At 31.0% G+C, this 21,313-nt stretch carries 23 protein-coding genes and 1 tRNA gene; 13 read left to right on the forward strand and 11 right to left on the reverse strand.

Annotation, left to right across the window (positions count from 1 at the left end; all coding sequences use genetic code 11):
* Positions 1-9 precede the first annotated feature (9 nt).
* Positions 10-1,434: a phenylacetate--CoA ligase family protein gene (locus tag ACAM25_RS02170; protein ID WP_369610713.1), complete on the forward strand. Its 1,425-nt coding sequence runs from the start codon at positions 10-12 to the stop codon at positions 1,432-1,434.
* Between the two features lie 34 nt (positions 1,435-1,468).
* On the opposite strand, the gene sul7d is transcribed toward ACAM25_RS02170, so the two are convergent.
* On the reverse strand, positions 1,469-1,663 hold the full coding sequence (gene sul7d, locus ACAM25_RS02175; RefSeq protein WP_369609289.1) for a Sul7d family chromatin protein: 195 nt from the start codon (positions 1,661-1,663) through the stop codon (positions 1,469-1,471).
* 556 nt (positions 1,664-2,219) lie between these two features.
* Here sul7d and ACAM25_RS02180 point away from each other — a divergent pair.
* The 3 genes from ACAM25_RS02180 (at position 2,220) to meaB (ending at position 3,712) form a co-directional block, all read left to right on the forward strand.
* Positions 2,220-2,295: transfer RNA gene (locus ACAM25_RS02180), tRNA-Pro, on the forward strand.
* Between the two features lie 60 nt (positions 2,296-2,355).
* Positions 2,356-2,784, forward strand: coding sequence for a cobalamin B12-binding domain-containing protein (locus ACAM25_RS02185; RefSeq protein WP_369611581.1), 429 nt, complete (start codon positions 2,356-2,358; stop codon positions 2,782-2,784).
* Positions 2,774-3,712, forward strand: a complete 939-nt coding sequence (gene meaB, locus ACAM25_RS02190; RefSeq protein WP_369610714.1) for a methylmalonyl Co-A mutase-associated GTPase MeaB — start codon at positions 2,774-2,776, stop codon at positions 3,710-3,712. Before ACAM25_RS02185 ends, meaB begins: the two co-directional genes overlap by 11 nt.
* On the opposite strand, the gene ACAM25_RS02195 is transcribed toward meaB, so the two are convergent.
* The 4 genes from ACAM25_RS02195 to ppcA form a co-directional block, all read right to left on the reverse strand.
* Complete coding sequence (locus tag ACAM25_RS02195; protein WP_369611582.1) at positions 3,713-4,351, reverse strand: DUF2250 domain-containing protein; 639 nt, start codon at positions 4,349-4,351, stop codon at positions 3,713-3,715. It abuts the gene before it with no gap.
* On the reverse strand, positions 4,352-4,933 hold the full coding sequence (locus tag ACAM25_RS02200) for an alpha/beta fold hydrolase (RefSeq protein WP_369610715.1): 582 nt from the start codon (positions 4,931-4,933) through the stop codon (positions 4,352-4,354). It abuts the gene before it with no gap.
* 64 nt (positions 4,934-4,997) lie between these two features.
* A complete protein-coding gene (locus tag ACAM25_RS02205) occupies positions 4,998-5,819 on the reverse strand; it encodes a hypothetical protein (protein WP_369610716.1) in 822 nt (273 codons plus the stop codon).
* Positions 5,816-7,351: a phosphoenolpyruvate carboxylase gene (gene ppcA, locus ACAM25_RS02210; protein WP_369610717.1), complete on the reverse strand. Its 1,536-nt coding sequence runs from the start codon at positions 7,349-7,351 to the stop codon at positions 5,816-5,818. The genes ACAM25_RS02205 and ppcA overlap by 4 nt, the downstream gene beginning before the upstream one ends.
* Positions 7,352-7,425: 74 nt before the next feature.
* On the opposite strand from ppcA, the gene ACAM25_RS02215 reads away from it, so the two are divergent.
* Positions 7,426-7,878, forward strand: a complete 453-nt coding sequence (locus tag ACAM25_RS02215) for a peroxiredoxin (protein WP_369611583.1) — start codon at positions 7,426-7,428, stop codon at positions 7,876-7,878.
* Here ACAM25_RS02215 and ACAM25_RS02220 read toward each other — a convergent pair.
* The gene (locus tag ACAM25_RS02220) at positions 7,868-9,367 is read right to left on the reverse strand and encodes an NAD(P)H-hydrate dehydratase (RefSeq protein ID WP_369610718.1); all 1,500 of its coding nucleotides are present in this window, start codon (positions 9,365-9,367) and stop codon (positions 7,868-7,870) included. The genes ACAM25_RS02215 and ACAM25_RS02220 overlap by 11 nt on opposite strands.
* A gap of 121 nt (positions 9,368-9,488) precedes the next feature.
* Here ACAM25_RS02220 and ACAM25_RS02225 point away from each other — a divergent pair, with 121 nt between their 5' ends.
* The 6 genes from ACAM25_RS02225 (at position 9,489) to nurA (ending at position 16,704) form a co-directional block, all read left to right on the forward strand.
* Complete coding sequence (locus ACAM25_RS02225) at positions 9,489-9,914, forward strand: hypothetical protein (protein ID WP_369610719.1); 426 nt, start codon at positions 9,489-9,491, stop codon at positions 9,912-9,914.
* 86 nt (positions 9,915-10,000) lie between these two features.
* Entirely contained in the window at positions 10,001-10,381 is a 381-nt protein-coding gene (locus ACAM25_RS02230; RefSeq protein WP_369610720.1) for a hypothetical protein, read from the forward strand.
* Between the two features lie 72 nt (positions 10,382-10,453).
* Positions 10,454-11,941, forward strand: a complete 1,488-nt coding sequence (gene herA, locus ACAM25_RS02235; RefSeq protein WP_369610721.1) for a DNA double-strand break repair helicase HerA — start codon at positions 10,454-10,456, stop codon at positions 11,939-11,941.
* Positions 11,942-13,093: a DNA double-strand break repair protein Mre11 gene (gene mre11 / locus ACAM25_RS02240; protein WP_369610722.1), complete on the forward strand. Its 1,152-nt coding sequence runs from the start codon at positions 11,942-11,944 to the stop codon at positions 13,091-13,093.
* On the forward strand, positions 13,074-15,716 hold the full coding sequence (locus ACAM25_RS02245; RefSeq protein WP_369610723.1) for an AAA family ATPase: 2,643 nt from the start codon (positions 13,074-13,076) through the stop codon (positions 15,714-15,716). Before mre11 ends, ACAM25_RS02245 begins: the two co-directional genes overlap by 20 nt.
* Positions 15,709-16,704, forward strand: coding sequence for a DNA double-strand break repair nuclease NurA (gene nurA, locus ACAM25_RS02250; RefSeq protein ID WP_369610724.1), 996 nt, complete (start codon positions 15,709-15,711; stop codon positions 16,702-16,704). The genes ACAM25_RS02245 and nurA overlap by 8 nt, the downstream gene beginning before the upstream one ends.
* On the opposite strand, the gene ACAM25_RS02255 is transcribed toward nurA, so the two are convergent.
* From ACAM25_RS02255 to ACAM25_RS02265, 3 genes are all read right to left on the reverse strand, one after another.
* Positions 16,688-17,485, reverse strand: a complete 798-nt coding sequence (locus tag ACAM25_RS02255) for a cation diffusion facilitator family transporter (RefSeq protein WP_369610725.1) — start codon at positions 17,483-17,485, stop codon at positions 16,688-16,690. The genes nurA and ACAM25_RS02255 overlap by 17 nt on opposite strands.
* 92 nt (positions 17,486-17,577) lie before the next feature.
* Positions 17,578-18,183, reverse strand: a complete 606-nt coding sequence (locus tag ACAM25_RS02260; RefSeq protein WP_369610726.1) for a class I SAM-dependent methyltransferase — start codon at positions 18,181-18,183, stop codon at positions 17,578-17,580.
* A complete protein-coding gene (locus ACAM25_RS02265; protein ID WP_369610727.1) occupies positions 18,183-18,638 on the reverse strand; it encodes a hypothetical protein in 456 nt (151 codons plus the stop codon). Before ACAM25_RS02265 ends, ACAM25_RS02260 begins: the two co-directional genes overlap by 1 nt.
* Before the next feature lie 49 nt (positions 18,639-18,687).
* On the opposite strand from ACAM25_RS02265, the gene ACAM25_RS02270 reads away from it, so the two are divergent.
* A complete protein-coding gene (locus ACAM25_RS02270; protein WP_369610728.1) occupies positions 18,688-19,494 on the forward strand; it encodes a CBS domain-containing protein in 807 nt (268 codons plus the stop codon).
* Here the strand turns inward: ACAM25_RS02270 and ACAM25_RS02275 are convergent.
* A complete protein-coding gene (locus tag ACAM25_RS02275) occupies positions 19,484-19,780 on the reverse strand; it encodes an MTH1187 family thiamine-binding protein (protein ID WP_369610729.1) in 297 nt (98 codons plus the stop codon). The genes ACAM25_RS02270 and ACAM25_RS02275 overlap by 11 nt on opposite strands.
* 99 nt (positions 19,781-19,879) lie before the next feature.
* On the opposite strand from ACAM25_RS02275, the gene ACAM25_RS02280 reads away from it, so the two are divergent.
* Positions 19,880-20,305 carry a Fur family transcriptional regulator gene (locus tag ACAM25_RS02280; RefSeq protein WP_369610730.1) on the forward strand — a complete coding sequence of 142 codons (426 nt, stop codon included), beginning with the start codon at positions 19,880-19,882 and terminating at the stop codon, positions 20,303-20,305.
* Here ACAM25_RS02280 and ACAM25_RS02285 read toward each other — a convergent pair.
* A complete protein-coding gene (locus tag ACAM25_RS02285; protein ID WP_369610731.1) occupies positions 20,268-21,188 on the reverse strand; it encodes a nucleoside hydrolase in 921 nt (306 codons plus the stop codon). The two genes, ACAM25_RS02280 and ACAM25_RS02285, sit on opposite strands and share 38 nt — an antisense overlap.
* Positions 21,189-21,313: the final 125 nt, after the last annotated feature.

Here is a 21,313-nt window from a genome sequence, read left to right on the forward strand (position 1 = left end):
TTTAAGCATATGTCTAGTGTTTTATCTGAATATGAGGCTATCCACAAAGAATTAAGAGAACAGGGATACATTAGGACAGATTATCCTCCAAATCCCTCTGAAATCCTATGGAATAAAAAAATAATGTCAATGCCAAGAGAAGAATTAAATAAGATAAAGACTTTTAGACTAAAAAGAATTGTAAAATGGGCCTGGGATAATATTCCTTTTTATAGAAGATATTGGAAAGAAAAAGGATTTGAACCAGAAATGATAAAAGACTGGAAAGATATAGTTAAAATTCCTATATTAAGGAAAGATGAATTGAGGAAAGATTTACAACAGAATCCTCCCTTCGGAACAATATTTCACCCAGAACTAGCTAAGAGAATAAGATTTGTAGGAGCTACTTCTGGTTCTACTGGATTGCCGACATTTCAAGGATGGGGTGCATTAGAGATGGACTACTTCCAGGAAGGGCAAGCTAGATATTTATGGACGTTTGCTGGAGTAAAACCAACAGTAGTTTATGCAAACTATCTAAACATGAGCGGATTCTATAGCTGGGGACCCCCAGTAGTTGAAACTGCCATGTGGAGATGTGGTGCTACAGCAATTGCTGGCGGTGGAGAAACCTTCTTTAGTTGGAAAAATAGACATATGTTAATTTTCAAGTTGTGGAAAATTGATGTGTTTGCAACTACACCATGGTTGCATAGATTAATTGGCGAAGAGGCAAAGCTAGAAGGATGGGATACCCCATTTAAAGTCTTATTGCTTCATGGTGGTGCAGCAGCTGAAAATACAAAGAAGAAATTATTTAGTGTTCATCCTAACGCAGAATTAGCAATAAACGTATGGGGAACTACTGATGGTCATATGGCTATTGAGGTACCTGGTTCTGAAGGACAGTTAGTTATATGGGAAGACATGGAAATATTTGATATTGTAGATCCTAAGACTGATGAGCCAGTGAGTGAAGGGGAAAGAGGAGAATTAATAGCAACACTTCTAAATCACTTTACAATGCCATTAATCCGTTACAGTCTCGGTGATTATGTTAAAAATGAGTTTATTACTGATCCAGATCCTAGATTTGGAATCACCCATATGAGGTTTGCTGAACCAATTCCAGGGAGAGTTGAATGGATGTTTAGAGTAAGAGGAAAACTATTATTCCCAATATATGTGGAAGATGCAGTAAATGAAATTCCAGATACTACTGGAATGTATAATATTATCATATATGATAATGAGATGGATAAATTAAAAATAAAGATTGAGACCAGAAGAGAATTTGTTGATTCACAATATGATAAGCAAGCAAGAGAAATACTAGGAAGTAGACTTGGAATAAATCCAGATGATGTAGAAATTGATTGGTTAAAACCAGGAAAAACAGTTTGGACTGGATATAAATTACAAGTGTTCCTAGATCAAAGAAAGAAAAAGTAAAATAAAATATTGTTTTTGTTATCAAATTTTTACTTTATTTCTTTCCAGATTTTTCTAACATTTGTATTAGTTCTTTTGGTGCATCTTTTTCGCTTACAGCACCTCTGCCAGTTTTACCATTGTCGTCATAAGTGAATGATATCATTTTTCCTACTCTCCAAACCTTCTTTATCTTTGAAATGTCTACTTCTTTTTCCTCTCCCTTATACTTGAACTTTACTGTTACCATGTTTCCTCAAGATATCTTACGATACTCAGATAAATAAACCTTACGGTATTAACTTAAGGATTACTTATGATATTACCTTAGAGAGATTATAGGGTTTTAGGGTTTGAATTTTAATGAGAATAATGTATTAAAAAACGGTTTGCATAATTAAATTCTCTTAATAGACATAAACTAAGACATGAAAAATATCTATAGCTTGTAAAGATTTAAAGACTATGTAGAGAATTTTCTTTTTACCTTATTTTACTTGCCAGACGAAATTATCATAAATTATTTATCAATTATTAAATAATTCTCTATCTAGATATCCTAGGATAAAAATAAGATTACCCTACTATTGAATGAGTGTGTTCATAGCATCTTCGTTAAGGTATTAATTATTCCTATAACTTTTCAATATTCACTAAATGTCTAGCATATATAAACATTTTCATTTAATCTAGATATAAAGATCAGTAATTCCTTGAATTTATACCTAAAAGACGACATTATGGACATACTCCGCCTGAGGGAAAAAAATTTAAAAGCATACTCATAAGTATAGGATAAATGTAGTGGGGCCGTAGTCTAGCCTGGACTAGGACGCAAGGCTTGGGCCCTTGTGGTCGCGGGTTCAAATCCCGCCGGCCCCATTCTATATAAAAATTCTTAATGTGTATCATACTAAAATTTAAGCAATTTAAACTTACTATATAATGATGAGCCAAAAGAGAATTAAAGTTCTAGTTGCGAAATTAGGTTTAGATGGTCACGATAGAGGAGCTAAAGTAATAGCTAGAGCATTAAAAGATGCTGGTATGGAAGTTGTATATACTGGATTACGACAAACACCAGAGCAAATTGTTAAAGCAGCAGTTCAGGAAGACGTTGACGTTATAGGTATCAGTATACTAAGTGGAGCTCACTTAGAGTTGGTCCCGTATGTAGTTAACTTAATGAAGGAAAAAGGCCTAAATGATGTTGTCCTTGTAGTAGGAGGAGTTATACCACCACAAGATGTGCCAAAATTGAAAGAAATGGGAGTTGATGAGGTATTTTTACCTGGTTCGAGTTTGAAAGAAGTTGTAGAAAAGATAGCGAAAGCTGTAGAAACCAAAAGGGGTATAAAAGTTGCTTCTTGAAAAAGCGTTAGCTGGTGAAGAATTAGCAATTTCTAGGCTTTTAACTAAAATAGAGTATTTTACACAAGAAGGATTAGAAAGTTTACAAGAATTAATTAAAAGGTCTGGAAAAGCACATGTAATAGGCATTACTGGTTCTCCGGGAGCAGGAAAAAGTACGTTAATTTCTGAATTAATAACAGAGTATATCAAACGTGGTCATAGAGTTGGAGTTATTTTAATTGATCCTTCTAGTCCATTTAGTATGGGCTCCTTTATGGGTAATAGAATAAGAATGGTTGGGAAAGATATAAACGGGAATGTTTTTATCAGAAGTATTGCCTCAAGAGGTAATTTAGGTGGTATATCATCAGAAGCCTTAATGTTAATTGAAGCTCTTGATGGCTTAGGGTTTGACAGGATAATTGTAGAAACTGTTGGTGCTGGCCAAACTGATACTGATGTTGTAAGTGGTGTACATACAATTGCTGTAGTTAGTGTTCCAGGCACTGGGGATGAAATTCAAGCACTTAAAGCTGGAATTATGGAAATAGGAGATGTTTATGTAGTAAATAAGGCGGATAAAGTTGAAGCAGAGATGTTATATGACGCAATTAGATTTGCATTAGATTCTTCTGAAATCAATTTTAGAGATGGCTGGACACCTAAAATAGTAAAAACTGTTGCAATAAAAGGAATTGGAATAAGGGAATTAGTAGATAATTTTGAGGAACACTTAGCCTTTATTAAAGAGAAGGGATTGTTCGAAAAAAGGATTAAAGAAAGAAGAGTTAAGATGATTGAGTTAATGTTGCGAAAAAAAGTGAATGATGTGATAAATAATGTGATTAAAGCAAATTCAGATTATATATCGAATGAAATTAACGAGAAACATAATTTACTTAACTTAATAAATGAAATGTATAGTAAAGTAAGAGAATCTTTCTAGTTATTTTGGTAATATACCTTTTCTTTTTAATTCTCTTACTACAAGTTCACCTATTCTAGATAAACCATAATACTTATGATGAGTCCTAGTTTCTTTTTTAGGTTTAGATCTTCTGTCGATAAACTTAATTATCTTTGCATTCTTTTCCTCGATTAACCCAGTCATTTCAAGTTCTTCTAATTTTGGAGTAACTTCCTCTAAAGTCTTATGCAATAATTTGGCATATGTTAATGCATGATCAGCGTTAACTTCATCAGCTATTCTTAAAATGTCTAAAGCGAATTGATCATTCTTCACTAATTCGATATAGCCTTCAATTAAGGTGTTTTCATCTAATTGTCTAAGTAAATGATCTCCTTCTCTTGTTAATCTATAATACGTGTGATGTTTATGTACCTCTTTACTTAACTTAAATTTTGCTTCAGTGTTTTTTAAAGTTGCACCATGAACTCTTTCAATTAAACCAATTTTCTCTAATTTGTCAAGTAAGTCTACGACTTCTTGTATAGGTATTTTAGTGTTAAGCATTATTGATTTTCCATAATCTACATTAGCTTTTTTTAAATGTTTAAGGATCTCTAGCATTCTTTTGTCTTTAAGTATTTCGATAAGTTTTTGTTTTAACTCTTCATCCATTATTCACTCTCCCTTTAAGAATTTTGTTAACTCGTCATTAAATCTCATTGGATCATCTAAATAACATGCATGTTGTTTCCCTACTATAACCAGCTTAGCAGTTTTAACATGATTTAGTATTATTTCTGCGTTTCTTCTTGGTGATACTGAGTCCTTCTCGCCCCAAATTAAAAGTATAGGTTTACCATCTAAGCTTTTCAATTTACTTTCGTAAGAAGGAACTCCAACAGCACCAACTAAAACTAATCCTTCTACCATTTCTGGATTATTAACAGCAAATCCTAATACAGCTTCACCACCCATTGAAGCACCCATAAGATAAGCTTTCTGAATACTCATTGCGTCCATAAAATCTTTTATGAAATCTGAAAGAGAATCAAAATCTCCATTTTGTGATTTTCCAAACCCTGGAAAATCTACCGATATTGCTTTGAATCCCGCTGATGATATACTTTTTACAGTGTTTGTCTCTACCCAAGTATATGCGTTAAATCTTGCTCCATGAAATAATAAGAATGGTTTTCCTTCTCCTTCTTCTACAAAATGTATTTTTACACCTTTCACACTAATAAAATCGTCTTTCATAGATGAATAGTTAATTTTTAAGACTAAAAAATTTGTTATCTGGTTAAAGATTTATTTTCAGATTCTAACTTTTATACTTTTCTTCTTCCTCTATTTTATTAGAAATAAAATCAATTAAGCTCTTATCTATTACGTTAACTGACGGATATATTTTCCAGCTAGTTACTTTAGAGTATTTTATGAATGTTGATACTTTTATATTCCATGGGGGAGAAGAAAACAACTGGAGAACTTTTTTGAAATCCTCCAGAAGAAAAACTTTACCAGGAGATACAGCAAATACTAAGTCAACATGAGTTGAAAGGATTGTAGGGGCTAATGCATCATTGTAAGATTCTATTATTAAGTTTGAATTGGATAGTAGCGATACAACATAATCTGCAATATGAGGAGAAGAATCAACTAATTCTTTTAATTTCTCTGGCTGTAAGTTTATTGCATTAACTTCATTAATGAAATCCTTAAGATATGTTTTTATAGAATCTGGAATAATCGACAGATAAGATGAAGAGTAAAAATGGTATACTTTGCTTCCGTCAAAGTATCTTACCATAATTGGTAAGCCTAAGTTAACTAATTCGTTATATAATCTAACGTCCATTCTAAGCTTTTCTAAGTCAGGTGGGGCTATTAATAGAGCAAATGGATTAATCTCTTCAATTCTTAATCCAGTGTCGTCATAATATTTTAATGCATCATTTCCAGCTAAAATTCCTAGTTCCTTACTTCTAAGTAAAGTAGAAAAACTAAACCAAACGTTGTGTCCAGCAATAGGCTTTAATGGCCTAAAATTATAACCTAGATTTTTCAGCTCTCTTAATAGATGTAAGGAAAAAGTAGTCTTACCAGAATCGTATTGTAGTAAACCATTGACTAATATTTTCATCCTAATGATTTTCTTATTTTAGCCATCTCTAAAAGATAACTCTTTGCCTCTTCAACATTCCCTTCCTTTAAGGCTATTAAAGCTAAAGAAGACATTAGAGCATGCTTTCTTCCCACAGAATTATTATCTCCAATTCTTATACCTAGTGTGTGTTCTGCATATGATAAATCGTCCTTAATTTTCTTTATAACTTCGTTATTTATATTCCAAATCTCTTTTATTAGTTCTATCGACTCAAAACTTACATACTTAGCTGCTGTTTGTAAATCATGCCTCATATACTTATAATTCTTTTCTAGAATATCCCATTCATTTTCTGATAAAGATGAGAGAGATGAAATCCCTATTAACTCTGGTGGAATACCAACTGAGTACAATGCACCAGTGAATGAAATGGCTCTAGGCAAGGTCACCTTTCCAGTACTTCTTGAATAGCCAAACAGACCTATATGAAGTTTTCTAGCTCTTCTCCTAGGTAATAATAACGCAATCTTATTTATTACATCTGCTAAGCTTTCTATTATTGGTTGATAGACAGAAGTATATACGTTAGCTATTCTATTCAATATTTTTTCTTCTTCCTCGCTTAATATCTCAAAATCTGATATTTGCCTTTCATTAATTTTTCTTATTGCATTGGCAACTTCATCATCTTCATAATCATACTTGAAAGCTGATTGAACTGTAAAAGTATAAACTCCCCTATATTCATCGATGGTTTTTTCAAAATTTTGAGGATTAAAGTGTCCTCTAAATGGTAATGAACCAACGCCAATTAATGGAAATATCTTTAAGCTAAACTCTTTCTCAATTTTTCCTAGTCTGTTTAAAGCATATTTTACCGCAAGAACTGCAGAAATTAAACCATAATTCATTGCAGGATCAGATCTCGCTAAGAAGACTCTCATATAAGGAGGTTTGATTGCTTTTATGTAACCTCTAACTATATCATCAATTCTAAACATTGAATCTTTATCTTCTATCAAGGGTATGATTTCAATTGATTTTGGATTTATTTCTCCTATCAAATCTTTCACATATATATCATCAACAAGCTTTACGTTTTCTTTGCTAACTATCGCAATCTCGTAATACTTCACTATCGCAACTAACTCTTTATAATCAGTAGTAAATGGAAGAATAACTTCAAAGACTGGTGGAGTTGGTTTTGTTCCAAAGAATTTTTCAGCTAAATCATAAGTGATTGGTATACTTTCCATGGTTTCAGCAAAGACTTTTTTCTCAGCTCCTTCAATCTTAGGGTTTGGTATTCTATATGTTAGAAATATATCTCTGCCTAAAACTCTCTCTTTAAAAAACTCAGGGTATTGAGTTAAAAGTTTCCTTACCACATGGGTATCTACATCTTTACCTTCAGCATCCCACATCACTTCATCAACATTGTAGTGCTCGTATGCGAGATAAGCCTCAATAACTTCAGCTTCACCACTAATTACTTCACTTTTACTCCACTCTGGAACTCTAGCATTATCTGGATGTTGAGTAGACATAGTTTTCGGAATCTTTCGCATTTCCTTAATAACTCATGTTTTGCCTTTTTAAACTAAACTATAAAAATAAGTTCGAATTTAGTTTCCATATGCCAATAAATGTGGGAGAACCTGCACCAGATTTCGAAGCAGAATCAACTACTGGTAAAATAAAATTATCTGATTTTAAGGGAAAAAATGTTGTACTTTATTTTTATCCTAAATCATTTACCCCTGGATGCACAAGAGAAATTCAAAGATTTGTTGAATTATATGAAGAGTTTAAGAAATTAAATACAGAGATTATAGGAGTAAGTGCGGATAGCTTAACGACACAAAAGAGATTTGCTGAAAAGTATAATGCAAAGTTCCCAGTTGTTGCAGACAAAGAAAAGAAAATTATTGAGATGTACAGAGTTTTAAATGAAAAAGGGACTAGTGCGCAGAGAGTGACCTTCATAATAGACTCTGAAGGTAAAGTAGTTGAAGTTCTTAAAAATTTGAAGAAAGCAGAAGAGCATGCTGATAAAGCTTTAGAAGTAATAAAGAAAATTACTTCTACAAAGTAATAACTCTCTTGTATATTTTTTTCTTGAATGACTCTATTGGATCATTGAGCACTACTGGTATTTTATTTAAAACATCCGTAGGAGTTATATGAGGCCCTAATTCTGAATAAGCTAAAGTCCCGGCTAGACTATTTATAAAAACTCCAATAGATGCAGCATCTAGTGGAGAAAGTTTTTGTGCTAACAAAGTTCCAACTACCCCAGTTAAAGTATCTCCCGTACCTCCAACAGTCATCCCAGGATTTCCAGTCTTATTTAACCTAAAGTCTTTTCCATCACTTATTACATCTACATATCCCTTAAGTAGTATTGTACAATTATATTCTTTGGCTTTCTCTATTACTTGTTGAATTCTTTTTCTAATTTCTTTTTCGGCTTCTTCTTTAAAAAATATCTTAAACTCTCCTGCATGAGGAGTGATAATTGCATTACTATACAGCTTGGTCCCGGATATTGCTTTTAGTGCATCAGCATCAATTACTGCTGGCTTATTATTTTGCTTCAAATAGTTAACTATTAACTTAGACGCTTCTATTGTTTCTTCTGCTAATCCCATTCCAGGTCCTATTATAACGACATCAGCCTTATCTATCCATGGCTTAAGTTCTTCAAAATTTTGAGGAGAAATATTTTTACCAGAAAGTTTTATCGTAATTAAATCTGGCGAATAACCAGCAATTATCTTTGCTGTTTCTTCTGGTGATGCTACATAAACTAGATCGGCTCCAGTTCTAAGAGAGGCTAATGCTGATAATGTAGGGGCACCAGTAAAAGTATAACTACCACCTATAACTAAAACCCTTCCATTGTCACCTTTTTTAGATTTATAATCCCTTTTCTTTACATTAACTATAACATCTCCTGGACCTACGTAAATCTCTGCCTCTGGAGGGATACCTATTTTCTTTACAATAACGTTAAAATTGTATTTTGCCAAACCTTTCTTTATATCATGAAAAGTAACAACTAAATCTGGTTTTACATACTCTCCTTGAGCTTCTCCAGTATCAGCATCTATTCCAGAAGGGAGATCAATTGACACTTTATAACCTTTACTTTCGTTAAAAACTTTTATTGCTGTTGCAAAAGGTTCTCTTGGTTTTCCTCTAAACCCTGTTCCTAGCATTGCATCTACTAACACATCAGCCTCTAATGGTTTTAGATCTGAAGGATCTTTAATTTCTATTAAATCTATGCTATAATCCATATCTTCTATTGCATTAAAGTTTAAAACTGCATCTTTATGCTTATTTTCGCCCAGCGTAATTACTTTCACTTTAACCCCTTCTCCAGCCAGATGCCTTGCAGCTACTAAACCATCTCCTCCTTTTCCACCATGCCCAACAAAAACTATAGCATCTTTTGGCTTAGTTCTACTCATAATTTCGTCCTTTACACTTCTTCCAGCATTTTCCATTAATAATAAAGTGGGTACTCCGAAGGCTTCACTATTTATTTCTATGGCTCTCATTCTTTTAGTGTCTATCATATGTAGAAAAATGTATAAAGATATTTATCTCAGTTTCGGGTTACTTCTTCATCCTTCAGTATTGAAGTCATTCATCATTTCTTTTTAAATATTTTTATATTTCCACTAATATCCTTTACTTATGAAGGGAACAAAAACCGAAATGGGATTAAAAGAATTATTCTTAGCTAATAGTGAAGATCATCTTTTCCTATACTTTTTATCTGAAAAACTTGAAGAACTTAATAAAAAAGAAGAAGCGAAAATGATAAGAGATAAGGCCTTAGTTGAATTAGGTCATGCAAAGGGAATTTTTGAGAAAATGAACAAGTATTTAGGAACTGAATATTTGCAAAACTGGCTAAATGAGTTAGAAAATACAGAAGCTAAAGAAATTAAAGAAAAATTTGCATATACAGCTACGCAATATATGTTAAGTAAAATACTTTCAGAAAAAGTAACAGACGAAAAAGTTAAACAAGAGTTATCAGCTAAGGCTAGTCAAAAATATAATGAAGCTAAACAATGGTTTGAAGAATTGTTAAAGAGTGGATCTGAATTAATGTAAGAAAAAATATTTTTAAATATAAACGTAAATGAATAAACAAATCTTTATATATTCAGAGAGAACATATTTAGTAGGGGGTTTTCCATATGGCCCTCGTAGAAATAAAACAAGTTCTAAATAAATTTGTAGAAAAGGAAAGTGAAGAACACGTAAGTACATATAATAATGTTGCCTTAACAGCAAAAGCAGAAGGATATGCAGACATAGAAGCAATGCTATGCGCATACGCTGAAGAAGAGAAAAACATAGCTGAAACAGCTAAAAAAGTACTCGAATTACTATCTGTAAAAGATGTATTAAGCAAATTTGCTGAGAAAGAAAGTGCTGAGCATGTTGCAACTTATAATAATGTTGCCTTAACAGCAAAAGCAGAAGGATATGCAGACATAGAAGCAATGCTATGCGCATACGCTGAACAAGAAGCTGAGATCGCAAAAACCGCTAAGAAAGTAGCGAGCGCACTTTAAAGCTAATTTTTTTGGTATTACCTATTTTTATAACGAAATCATTTAAGTCACGATATTATTATCTATTTTTATATGATAATTGGTTATGTAGTTGGTTCAGCAACAACTCAAGAAGCTAACGTATTACTTGAGAAAAAAGTTAGATCAGGTTATTATGTTACCCTTGAATACGATGATGAAAAAGTTCTTGGTTTAGTAACTTTAATTACTACTGGAAGTCCGTTAGTTGATGATAATTTAAATGATATTGAACTCATCCAAAGAATAAAACAGATGGGCAACAAAATACCATTCTATATGAAGGCTAAAGTTAAATTACTTTGTAAACTTGATGGAAAACTTTCACAACCAGATTTACCTCCTGTGGCTGGGACACCAGTAAGATTAGCTACTAGAGAAGAGCTCAGTAACATATTTTCAGAAGGAACAATAAAAATTGGAAATTTGATTGGAAGTGACGTAGAAGTTAAACTTAGAGTTAATGCACTAACAAGACACTTAGCTATATTAGCTGCAACTGGGTCAGGAAAATCAAATACTGTAGCTGTTCTCTCCTCAAGGCTTTCTGAGATTAATGGCTCAGTAGTTATTTTTGATTATCACGGAGAATATTATGAGAGTGATATTAAGAATTTGAATAATATAGAACCTAAAATTAATCCTCTAAATTTAACACCTAATGAATTTGCGACGTTACTTGAAATTAGAGAAAATGCTATAATTCAATATAGGATTTTAAGGAGAGCATTCAAGAGCTTCTTAAATGAAATAAAAGAAAAATTAAACCAGAGTACCATTAATTATGAAGATCTAAATAATAAATTTAGAGAATACATTATTAAAAAAGTTGAGGAAGTCAGCAAAACAGAAAAAAGAAAAGATAGTAAGGACGAAGTCATAAACAAAATAGAGGATTTCTTAGATAGATATTCCGATATTATTGATTTCACTGCCGGTGATGTAATAGAAAAAATTAGAATTGGTAAAGTTAATGTAGTCAATTTAAGTTCTTTAGATGAAGATGCGATTGACGCAATTGTTTCTCACTATTTGAGAAAGATATTGACTTCTAGAAAAGAAAATAAGGTAAAAAGAAAAACAGGTTTAAGATTTCCAGTACTAGTAGTAATTGAAGAGGCTCACGTTCTTTTGTCAAAAGATAGTAATACACTGACAAAATTATGGGCTAGTAGAATTGCTAGAGAAGGTAGAAAATTTGGTGTTGGATTAATCATTGTTAGCCAAAGACCAAAGGGAATAGACGAAAACATTTTGAGTCAAATGACAAATAAAATAATTCTTAAGATCGTAGAACCGGCTGATAAAAAGTATGTTTTAGAGACTAGCGATAATCTAAGCGAAGATATAGTTGAAGGTTTATCATCTTTAGACACTGGTGAAGCTGTTATTGTTGGAAACATCGTAAGAATGCCAGCAATAGTTAAGATTGACAAATTTGAAGGTAGATTAGCTGGAAGTGATCCTAACTTAATTGAGGAATGGAAAAATGCTAAAGAAGAAGTGGAGGAACACAGTGATGTGTTAAATTGGGGTGAATAGATGCATATTCTTCACATTTCTGATACTCATCTAGGGAAAAGACAGTATAACCTTGATTCAAGAGAAAATGATGTGTATGAAGTTTTTCACCAGCTAATAAATATTGCCATAAAAGAGCACGTTGATGCAGTTGTCCATACTGGAGATTTTTTTGACGTAAATGATCCTCCAAATAAGGCAGAAGTAGAGGCTGTTAAAGGATTAAAGAGACTTAAAGAAGCTGGAATTCCCTTTATAGTAATTGCTGGAGATCATGATAGTCCCAAGAAAAATTATGCTATTTATCCACAAAAATTACTAGAAGAATTTGAGCTAATCAAATTTTTATCAAAACCTACTACACCTTACAAGCTAGGCGATATCAGCATATATGGCTTATCTCATATCCCTAATGTAGCCAGAGAGAGATTAAAAGACGTCTTTAGTAATTTAAAGCCAGAAACAAAAAAGAGTATATTACTATTACATCAAGGTCTAAAAGAAATACTTCCTTATGAAGGAGCTTGGCAAATTCAAATAGCAGACTTACCAAAGAATTTCACTTATTACGCTTTAGGACATTTTCACTCTAGGAAGATTATGCATCTAGACGGAGGAAGAATAGTTGAAATAGCTGGATCTCCAGATATTATGAGAGAAGAAGAGATAGAAGGTTATGAAAAAGATGGGAAAGGAGCTACTCTCATAGATTTTTCTGGAGATTTACCTACAATTCAGTATATCAATGTAGATATTAGAAAACAATATGTTATCAATATAGATACTGGAAAAATAAAAGATGATATAAGAAAAATAAAAGAAAAATACAAAAACAATAATTCAAAAAAGCCAATTTTTCACATTATTCTTAGTGGAATTACTATACCTAAAGACGAATTAATGAGACAGCTTCGTGAGCTAAATGAAGTTGCAGAACATTGGAGGATTTATAAAGATAATACAAAAAGAAAAGAAGAAAAAGATACTAGTGATTTACCCAATGAAACAACCATTGAAAAACTCATTTTCCATTATTTAACTAAAGTAGCACATTTTTCAGAGAATGATGCAAAAATAGTTTTAGACATTATTGAAAAAGCTGACGATAGAGCGTATGTAAAAGAGCATCTTAGAAAAATGATAGGTGTTGAAAATGATCATAAGGAAAATTGAACTTAAGGACTTTTTAAGTCATAAAGATACAACAATAGAATTTAATGGTACTATAAACGTTATCATTGGCCATAATGGGGCCGGAAAAAGCTCCATAATAGACTCTATAATGTTTGGTCTATTTAGAAAGCCCTTAAGAGATGTGAGGAAACAAGAGGACTTAATAAGAAAAGGAAGTTCTAGGGGGTCAGTAATTTTAACTTTAGAGAACAAAGGAGTAAACTATACTATAAAAAGGTATTTGCAGAACAGAGGAGGTTCAACTGAAGATACTATTTCTATTAAAGACCAAAATGGATCGAAAACTTTAGGATATGGTGCACAAAACGTCACTCAGAAAATAAAGGAAATGTTAAACTTAGATGACGAGGTACTAAGATCTACAATAGTTGTAGGACAAGGTAAAATTGACTCAGTATTTGAAAACTTGCCCAATACAATTAAGGCTATTCTAAAATTAGATAAGATAGAAAAATTAAGAGATAGTAACGGACCTATTAAGGAGTTAATAGATGAAATTCAGTTAGAAATTAAAAATCTTAATACAATAGAAGAATGGCTAAAAAAATATATACAAGAAAAGAAAGAAAAAGAACAAAGATTAACATTTTTAAAAAACGAGCTTTCCACTTTATCTAAAAAAGAAGAAGAAGTTTCAAAAAGATATGATGAAATTAAAAAGCGAGTAGAAATAGAAGAAGAGAAAGAGAGAAAGTATTCAGAACTCAACTCTCTCCTAGGAAAACTAAACGAAGAAATTAGTAGGTTAGAAAAAGAAATAGAGAAAGAAAAAGGTTTGAAAGAAGAGAAGGAGAAATTAAGTTTAGAAACTATACAGCTTGACCAACTAAGAAGAGAGAAGGAGAAATTAATTGAGATACAAAATAAATTTAAGTTGCTTGACTCAGAACTTAACAATTATTCATTATTAATTAAAGACTTAGAAACTCTAAAAGAGAAATTAAATAAAAAGAAGGAGTTTTTGCCTTATTATAATGAGTATCAGCAGATTGAAGAAAAAATTGCCACCCTAGAAGAAAAGGAGAAAGAGTACGATACTCTTCTAAAGCAAATACAAAAGTTAGAGAATGATATTGAACAAATTAAGGCTAAAATAATGGGAATGGGTAATATTCCTGATCCTAAGAAAATTGAAGAAGAGATAGAAAAATTAAACAAGGAAATAGAAGAAAAAAGTAGACAAAAAGAGGATCTTAATAATCAAATTGGAGAAATAAAAGGAAAAATTAGTGAGTTAAATAGAATACTTGAAAACTTAAATGAGGTAAAAGGAAATACATGCCCAGTATGTGGAAGAGAATTAGATGCTCACCATAAGATTAAAATTTCAACAGAAATTAAGGTAAAGACAGAAGAATTAAAGAAAGAGCTTCAAAATAAACTATTAGAATTAAATTCCATAAGTAAGCTAATTTCAGATTATAATCAAAAAATAAATGAAAAAAGAAAAGAACAACAGATTGCTATCAAGAAGAGCTCAGATTATGAAAGTCTTAACTCAAGAAAAGAGGAACTAATTAAAGAAAGAGAGAAGATTTATAACAGAATAGAAGAGTTAAAGCAATATCATGAGTTATATAACGAACTAAAGAAAAAGGAAAAAGAGCTTAGACCTAAATACGAAGAGTACTTAAAGTATTCTGACGTAGATGAAGATAAAATAAAGGAAAAAGAAGAACAAGTCGCTAAATTAAAAGAGGAAATAGAAAAACTAAAAAAAGAAACTTCAGGTTATGATAAGAATACGATTGGAGAACAAATAAAAAACATAGAGAAAAAAATTAAAGATTTAGAAGAGAAAAAGAACAGATTAAATGAGATAGAAAAAGAATTGGCAGTAATAGAAAAGTATAAGCAAATTTTAGTGCAAGACAAGGAACAAGTAGTGAAACTAAAGACAGAAATAGAAAATCTTAATTTTGATGAAAACAAACTAAAGGAACTAAAAAATACAAAAGATGAAATAGAAAAGAAACTAAATGATATTAGAATTAAAAAAGGTGAAGTTAGCGGAGAAATTAATGCTATAGAGAATAGTATTAGAGAAATAGATCAAAAGATTAAGGAGTTGGAAGGAAAATTAAAAAATAAGCAGACTTTACTTTCTGCATTTGATAAACTTAAGAAACTTAGGGATGAACTCTCTGAAACAAATTTACAAGCATATCTTATGAATACAGTAAGAAACTTAGTGGAAGATTCTCTTAATAATATTCTTTCTAGATTTGATTTAGCATTTAGCAGAGTAGAGGTAGACTTTAATGGTAAGGAAGGAATTTATGCCTATAATACTTCTGGGCAAAGATTGTCTATAAATCAGCTAAGCGGTGGTGAAAGAGTTTCTATAGCTTTAGCTTTAAGATTAGCGTTAGCTAAATCACTAATGAATGAAGTAGGTTTCTTAATACTTGATGAACCAACAGTTAATCTTGATGAATATAGAAAGAGAGAATTAATTGACATAATAAGGTCTACAGTAGAGGTTGTGCCACAAATCATTGTAGTAACTCATGATGAAGAATTATTACAAGCTGGAGATTATGTAATAAAAGTAGAGAAAAAAGGAGACTCAAGTAAAATAGAGGTGATTAATGTTGATTAAAGATGTTTACGAATTACTATTAAAAAACAAAGATGAGATAAAAAATGAAATAAGATTACTTTATGAGAAAAAAGATGATAATTTAAATAAAAAAGTCCTAGAAAAATGGACTGAATATTGTCCAACTGAATTTAAGTTTTCTACATTTTTAGCCATAGATGGAGGATTATGGACTAAGGAGCTACGTTATGGTTTTGTATATATAGTAGATGCAGAAATTGTAAAAGCAGAGGGATATAATACTACTCCAATAGATTCAAAAGCGTACATAGGTGTTATAAGACCAGGAAATTTAGCTAAGGAAAGAGTGTCTCTATTAATGCAATTACTTGAACTTAAATTAGCTCTTAAACATGGAAACGAAGCAGATTATATTTTATTTGATGGGAGTATTACCAAAAAGATCGGTAAATATAAGTTATCTTCTAAAATATCATTGCTAGATGATATAGATCCTTTATCAGATAAAATTTATTCACTAGAAGAGCAAGACGAAGAACTAATGTATAAATATTTGATCGCTGAAAACCATCTAGTTATATCAGAACTTGTAAATAGATATAAAAATAAACTAATTTGGGTATCAAAAAATAGTAAATCAATTGAACTATTCAAGGAAGGTATAAGTGATATATCTATTCTTGAGATGTTTACCAGAAACTGTGGATATACAAAACCTTTACAAAAACAGATAAGTGGAGAAAATATAATTTCCACAAAAGCATCACAAACATTAGATCAACAGACTTACTATTCATCATATATAAGACTAAAAGAAGGCGAGAAAGTATTGAAAGTAGACTCATTTACTAATAATGTTGAAGAAATTATGAACATTTTGACTCCTATCAATATAAAAGGTTATCCTTATCCATTATTAAAAGTACATACAGACGTAAAAGTGTCTAAAGAAGATAGACAAAGAATAGAGCAATTGTTAAACATAAAGAAAAGGGATATTGAGTGGTGGCCTAATCAACTCTTTTAGATTCAAATTGTACAGTTATATGATCTATATCATATTTTTCTCTAAGAACTTTTTCTATTTTTTCTCTTTCCTTATCTAATTCCTTAACTGTTAATTTCTCGTCTACTTCAACATGAATAGTAGCCACTTTTATATGCCCACAAATTGCCCAAACGTGAATGTGATGAACTCCCGAATTTATATTTTTAAGATCTTTTTCTAATTCCTCAGTATTAACTGTAGACCCCTCCAAAATAATTAAAAACGACTGCTTTAATGGTTTCATCGAAATAACTATACTTAAAATTACAATACCAAATACTCCGATTATTGTTATTATTGTATAAGGTACAAAGTAATATACAAGTAAGATTATAATACCAATCACGTAAGCTAGTACGTCAAAAAGTGCATGAGTAATTACGGATTTTTTATTTAGATCTTTTTCATCTTTATCTTTTATCGTAAGTAACAAAAATATTGCAATTAATGAAAGAATTGCTACAAGCAAAGAATAATTCTCAATTGGATTTAAGAAAGTTAAATAAAGAGTAAGTAAAGCTCCTACTATTATGACAACAGAATTAATTATTGCAGAAAACACTTCTAATCTATGTAAACCATAAGTGAAAGTTGATGAGGAAATATTAGCAATCTTTGTTACATAATAAGAAAATGTGACAGTAACTGCATCAATTAAGTCATGAAATCCCTCGGCTAATGCTATTATGTTTTTGCCTAATATAAAAGGAATTAGAAACTCAACAAATATTATCCAGTAAATTATTACAGCACGTTTCATCATAATTTATTACTTTAAACTTGGATAAAAGTGTTAGGTCTGGTAGGATCACTCCCATGAGAGGCTACAAAGCTTCGATGAATGGGAGGCCGCTATTTTGCTTTAGCTTCGATACACACAAAAGAACCATTATCATTGTCCTCTATTTTATCTACTTTTTCACCCTCAGATGGTGTTATAAACAATGTAGATTTTACCTTAACTATTTCAAAATATTTCTTTAATATATCATATAGTTCTTTTTTCTTTATAAAATTAGCATAAGAATAATACTTATGACCTTTTAATCCTAATTCATAATAATGCTCTCCCCATGGTGAATCACGAGGTACAAAACAAGTTATGACTCTACCCTTCAAAACTCTACTTATCTCCTTATAAAAATCTTCTATATTACTGAGAAAACATATAGTAACTGAGATAAAAGCACATTCAAGTGATTTGTCTCTAATGGGAAGATAATGAGCGTCAGCTAATATCTTATCTTCATTTTCACCTAATTGCTTAAGCATAAAAATCGATATATCAAGAGAAATTATTCTACCAGAAAACACTTCATGAAATATTCCTGGACCAGAACCAATATCTAAGCAATTAGTGGGTTTAAATTGAGAAACTAAATTCCTTTCTGACTCGTAAATCTTTTCATGAAGTTCATACCATTTTTTATAACCAATTGGATCAGTAAAAATCTCCATTATTTAAATGTTTTTAATAATTCCTTTAATACTTTTATTTTAGTAGATACATCATTGAGAAGAGCAATTAGATCGTCTCTTCTTCTCCTAAGGGATAAAGGAAAATTTATTCCAATCATTTTATTTTCAATAAAATTTAATTCTCTTTCTATCGTCTCTCTGAGTTCTTCATAGTATAATAAAATGTCAAATAAATCTAAAACTATCTCTTTTTCCTCAAATCTTATTGAAAAATAAGGACAAATATAACATATTATTGGATGAGGATTCATTCTATTGTTACTTATCCAATTTGCCGGAACGTTAGTATTTGTAACTTTAAATTTCTTACAGTAATTGCCATCATAATATGCACATAAATCTCTCTTCTTCTTTCCTTCAAAAAGCAAATCCCGGTAATTAGGAATGTGTGAAGATAAGGTAATGTCTATTAAAATTTCTCTAAACTTTTCCATCAAATAATAAACTAAGCTTTTATGTACTTAAATTTTGTATACTAAATTGATGAGTATAATTAGAGAGCCTATAATAGTGAGACCACATGATAGTTTATTACATGCAATAAAGATTATGACAATGGAATACGTACCAAAGCTTGTAGTAGCAGATGAAAATGAAGTTCCTTTGGGTTCTTTATCTCAAAAAGATGTACTTAATTTTATTTATAAAATGGGGGAAAGAGACTTAGATAACGTTTATGTTTCAGAAGTAATGAGAAAAGATATTATAACAGTAAATAACTCAATTGAACCATTAGAAGCATCACAAATTATGATAGAAAAGAAAGCTCCATTGTTAGTAGTTACTACAGATAGTGGTAAACTTTTGGGAATGATTATTAAAAGTGATCTAGCACAGTATTATGCTTCACTGGTTAAAGGTATTCATAAAGTTAATGAGTATATGAGCAAAAATCCTATCTCAGTCAATAAGAATTCGACACTAGATGAAGCAATAAAAATACTTCTAGATAAGAATGTCGGAAGATTAATAGTAGAAGATGAAGGAAAAATATTAGGTACTATAACAACTACTGATCTATTATATTTAGCTCCTGTCTTGAAAATAAAGGATATAAAAATAAAAGTTAAAGAAGTTATGACACCAACTATTGTAGTTATGGACGAAAACGAGGACTTGAGTTATGCTGCCAAGTTAATGGCTAATAGAAAGGTAAAAGGAATACCTATCGTTAGTGCTAATGGAGAAGTTAAGGGAATTGTTACAACCACTGATATAGTTAAAGCTCTTGCTGATGAAAAAGTTCGAAAATACTTACTAGAGTTAAAACTATACACTTCTACTTTTTAATTACTTCTAGTTTATGATCTATACTATTTTCTTTATCTCGTCTATCGTCTATTTTTAATAAAGTTACCACTCTTTTTACTCCCATTTTTTCTAGCTCATCATTAATTTCTTTAAGTAAATATCCAAGTTGTGTTAAATCGTCTAATTCTATCGTTGTCATTGAAGGAGCGGGATAATACTTTATACCTTTCTTATCTAATATTTCTAACACCTTCCTAATATATTTTGAAATACTTGTAGATGAGGTTCCCAGAGGTTCAATAGCTATATCAACTAGAACTTTCATATATTATACTTTCTCATTTTATTTTTATCTTTTATGCTATTAAAAAACAAGTAGTTTAAAGGAAATTTTAAATGGTTTTGTTATAATAGTTATTACTTGATGGAAGTAGAACTAGCTAATCTATTAAGAAGCCATGGACTAAAAGTAACCCCACAAAGATTGTCAATACTTAGAATGCTTTATAAAGGAGGACACTTTAGCGGTGAGCAAATATATAATGAATTAAAGAAAACAGAACCTAGCATAAGCCTTTCTACAGTTTATAATACTCTTAACTCATTAGCAGAAGCTGGAATACTTAACTCATTTGAAATTAATGGGATTACTTGGTACGAAATAAAGAGAGATTTACATGTAAATGTGTATTGTCAGGACACAAATGAAATAATAGATATTTCGAATGTAGATCTGAAATTCCTATATGACGAACTAGAAAAAAACGGAATTCATGTTAAAACATTAAATATAGTAGCTATTGCTGAATGCTCTAAGCTTTTGAAAGAGCCTCAAACAAGTACTTCTTAAACTTTAATGAGTCTACCTTAGTTACTATTTCAGCATTAGGTTTGCTTTTCTTTAAATTATACCAGTCTATTAGCATTGCACCTCTAGATTTAGAACATAGATCTACTGTTACATATTTATTTATCTTTTCAGCTATTAATGAGTTATCATAGGCAATAGTTACTGTAAGAGAGTCGGGATGAACACTTCCTTTTGATCCTACTGACTTAGAATATTCTCTTAGTGTACGATTTACTCTTATAAAAAATTCCGATCTTTTACTTCTAATTTTTTCTATCTTATCCCATTCCTCATCAGTTATAGTTGCTGTCTCTTCAGCAACCTCCCAAGGCACAATAGTAATGTTAAAGCCAGCATTAAGAATAATGTCTACTGCCTCTGGGTCTACCCAGAAGTTAAATTCTGCTAATTCTGTTGTATTTCCTCTAGAAAAAGCTCCTCCCATTACCCATATTTTTTTAATTCTATTTGCAATATGAGAATCTTTTAGATAGGCTAACGCTATATTAGTTAGAGGAGAAACGGCCAAAATCTCTAACTCTCCATTATATTCCTTAGAAAGTCTAATTATTGCATCCACAGCAAATTCACTTTCAGGTTTTTTTGACGATTTAGGATATTCCCAATCTCCAAATCCGTTTTTACCATGTACCTCTTCTACAGTCCTCCATTGACCTAATATAGGCCTTCTCGCACCTAAAAAGACTGGAATATCTGATTTACCTAAATACTCCAAAGTAAATAGTGCGTTATTAACCTCATTTTCGTATTTCACGTTTCCTGCTACTATTGTAACACCTACAACTTCAAAAAAATCTAATGCTAGCATTAAGGCTATTGCATCATCACTTGCTGTGTCTGTATCAAATATTACCTTTCTCATTTGATTAAATAATCTTTAAAAGAAATTTTATCCTTATGGCTAGACTAATATGTCTAGTTAAAAATTTTGTAGTAAATTCAGTTTATACTTTTTAACCTCTAATTTATGATTATTTCTATAGTATA

It is taken from the genome of Sulfurisphaera javensis (assembly GCF_041154675.1).
Lineage (GTDB): Archaea > Thermoproteota > Thermoprotei_A > Sulfolobales > Sulfolobaceae > Sulfurisphaera > Sulfurisphaera javensis.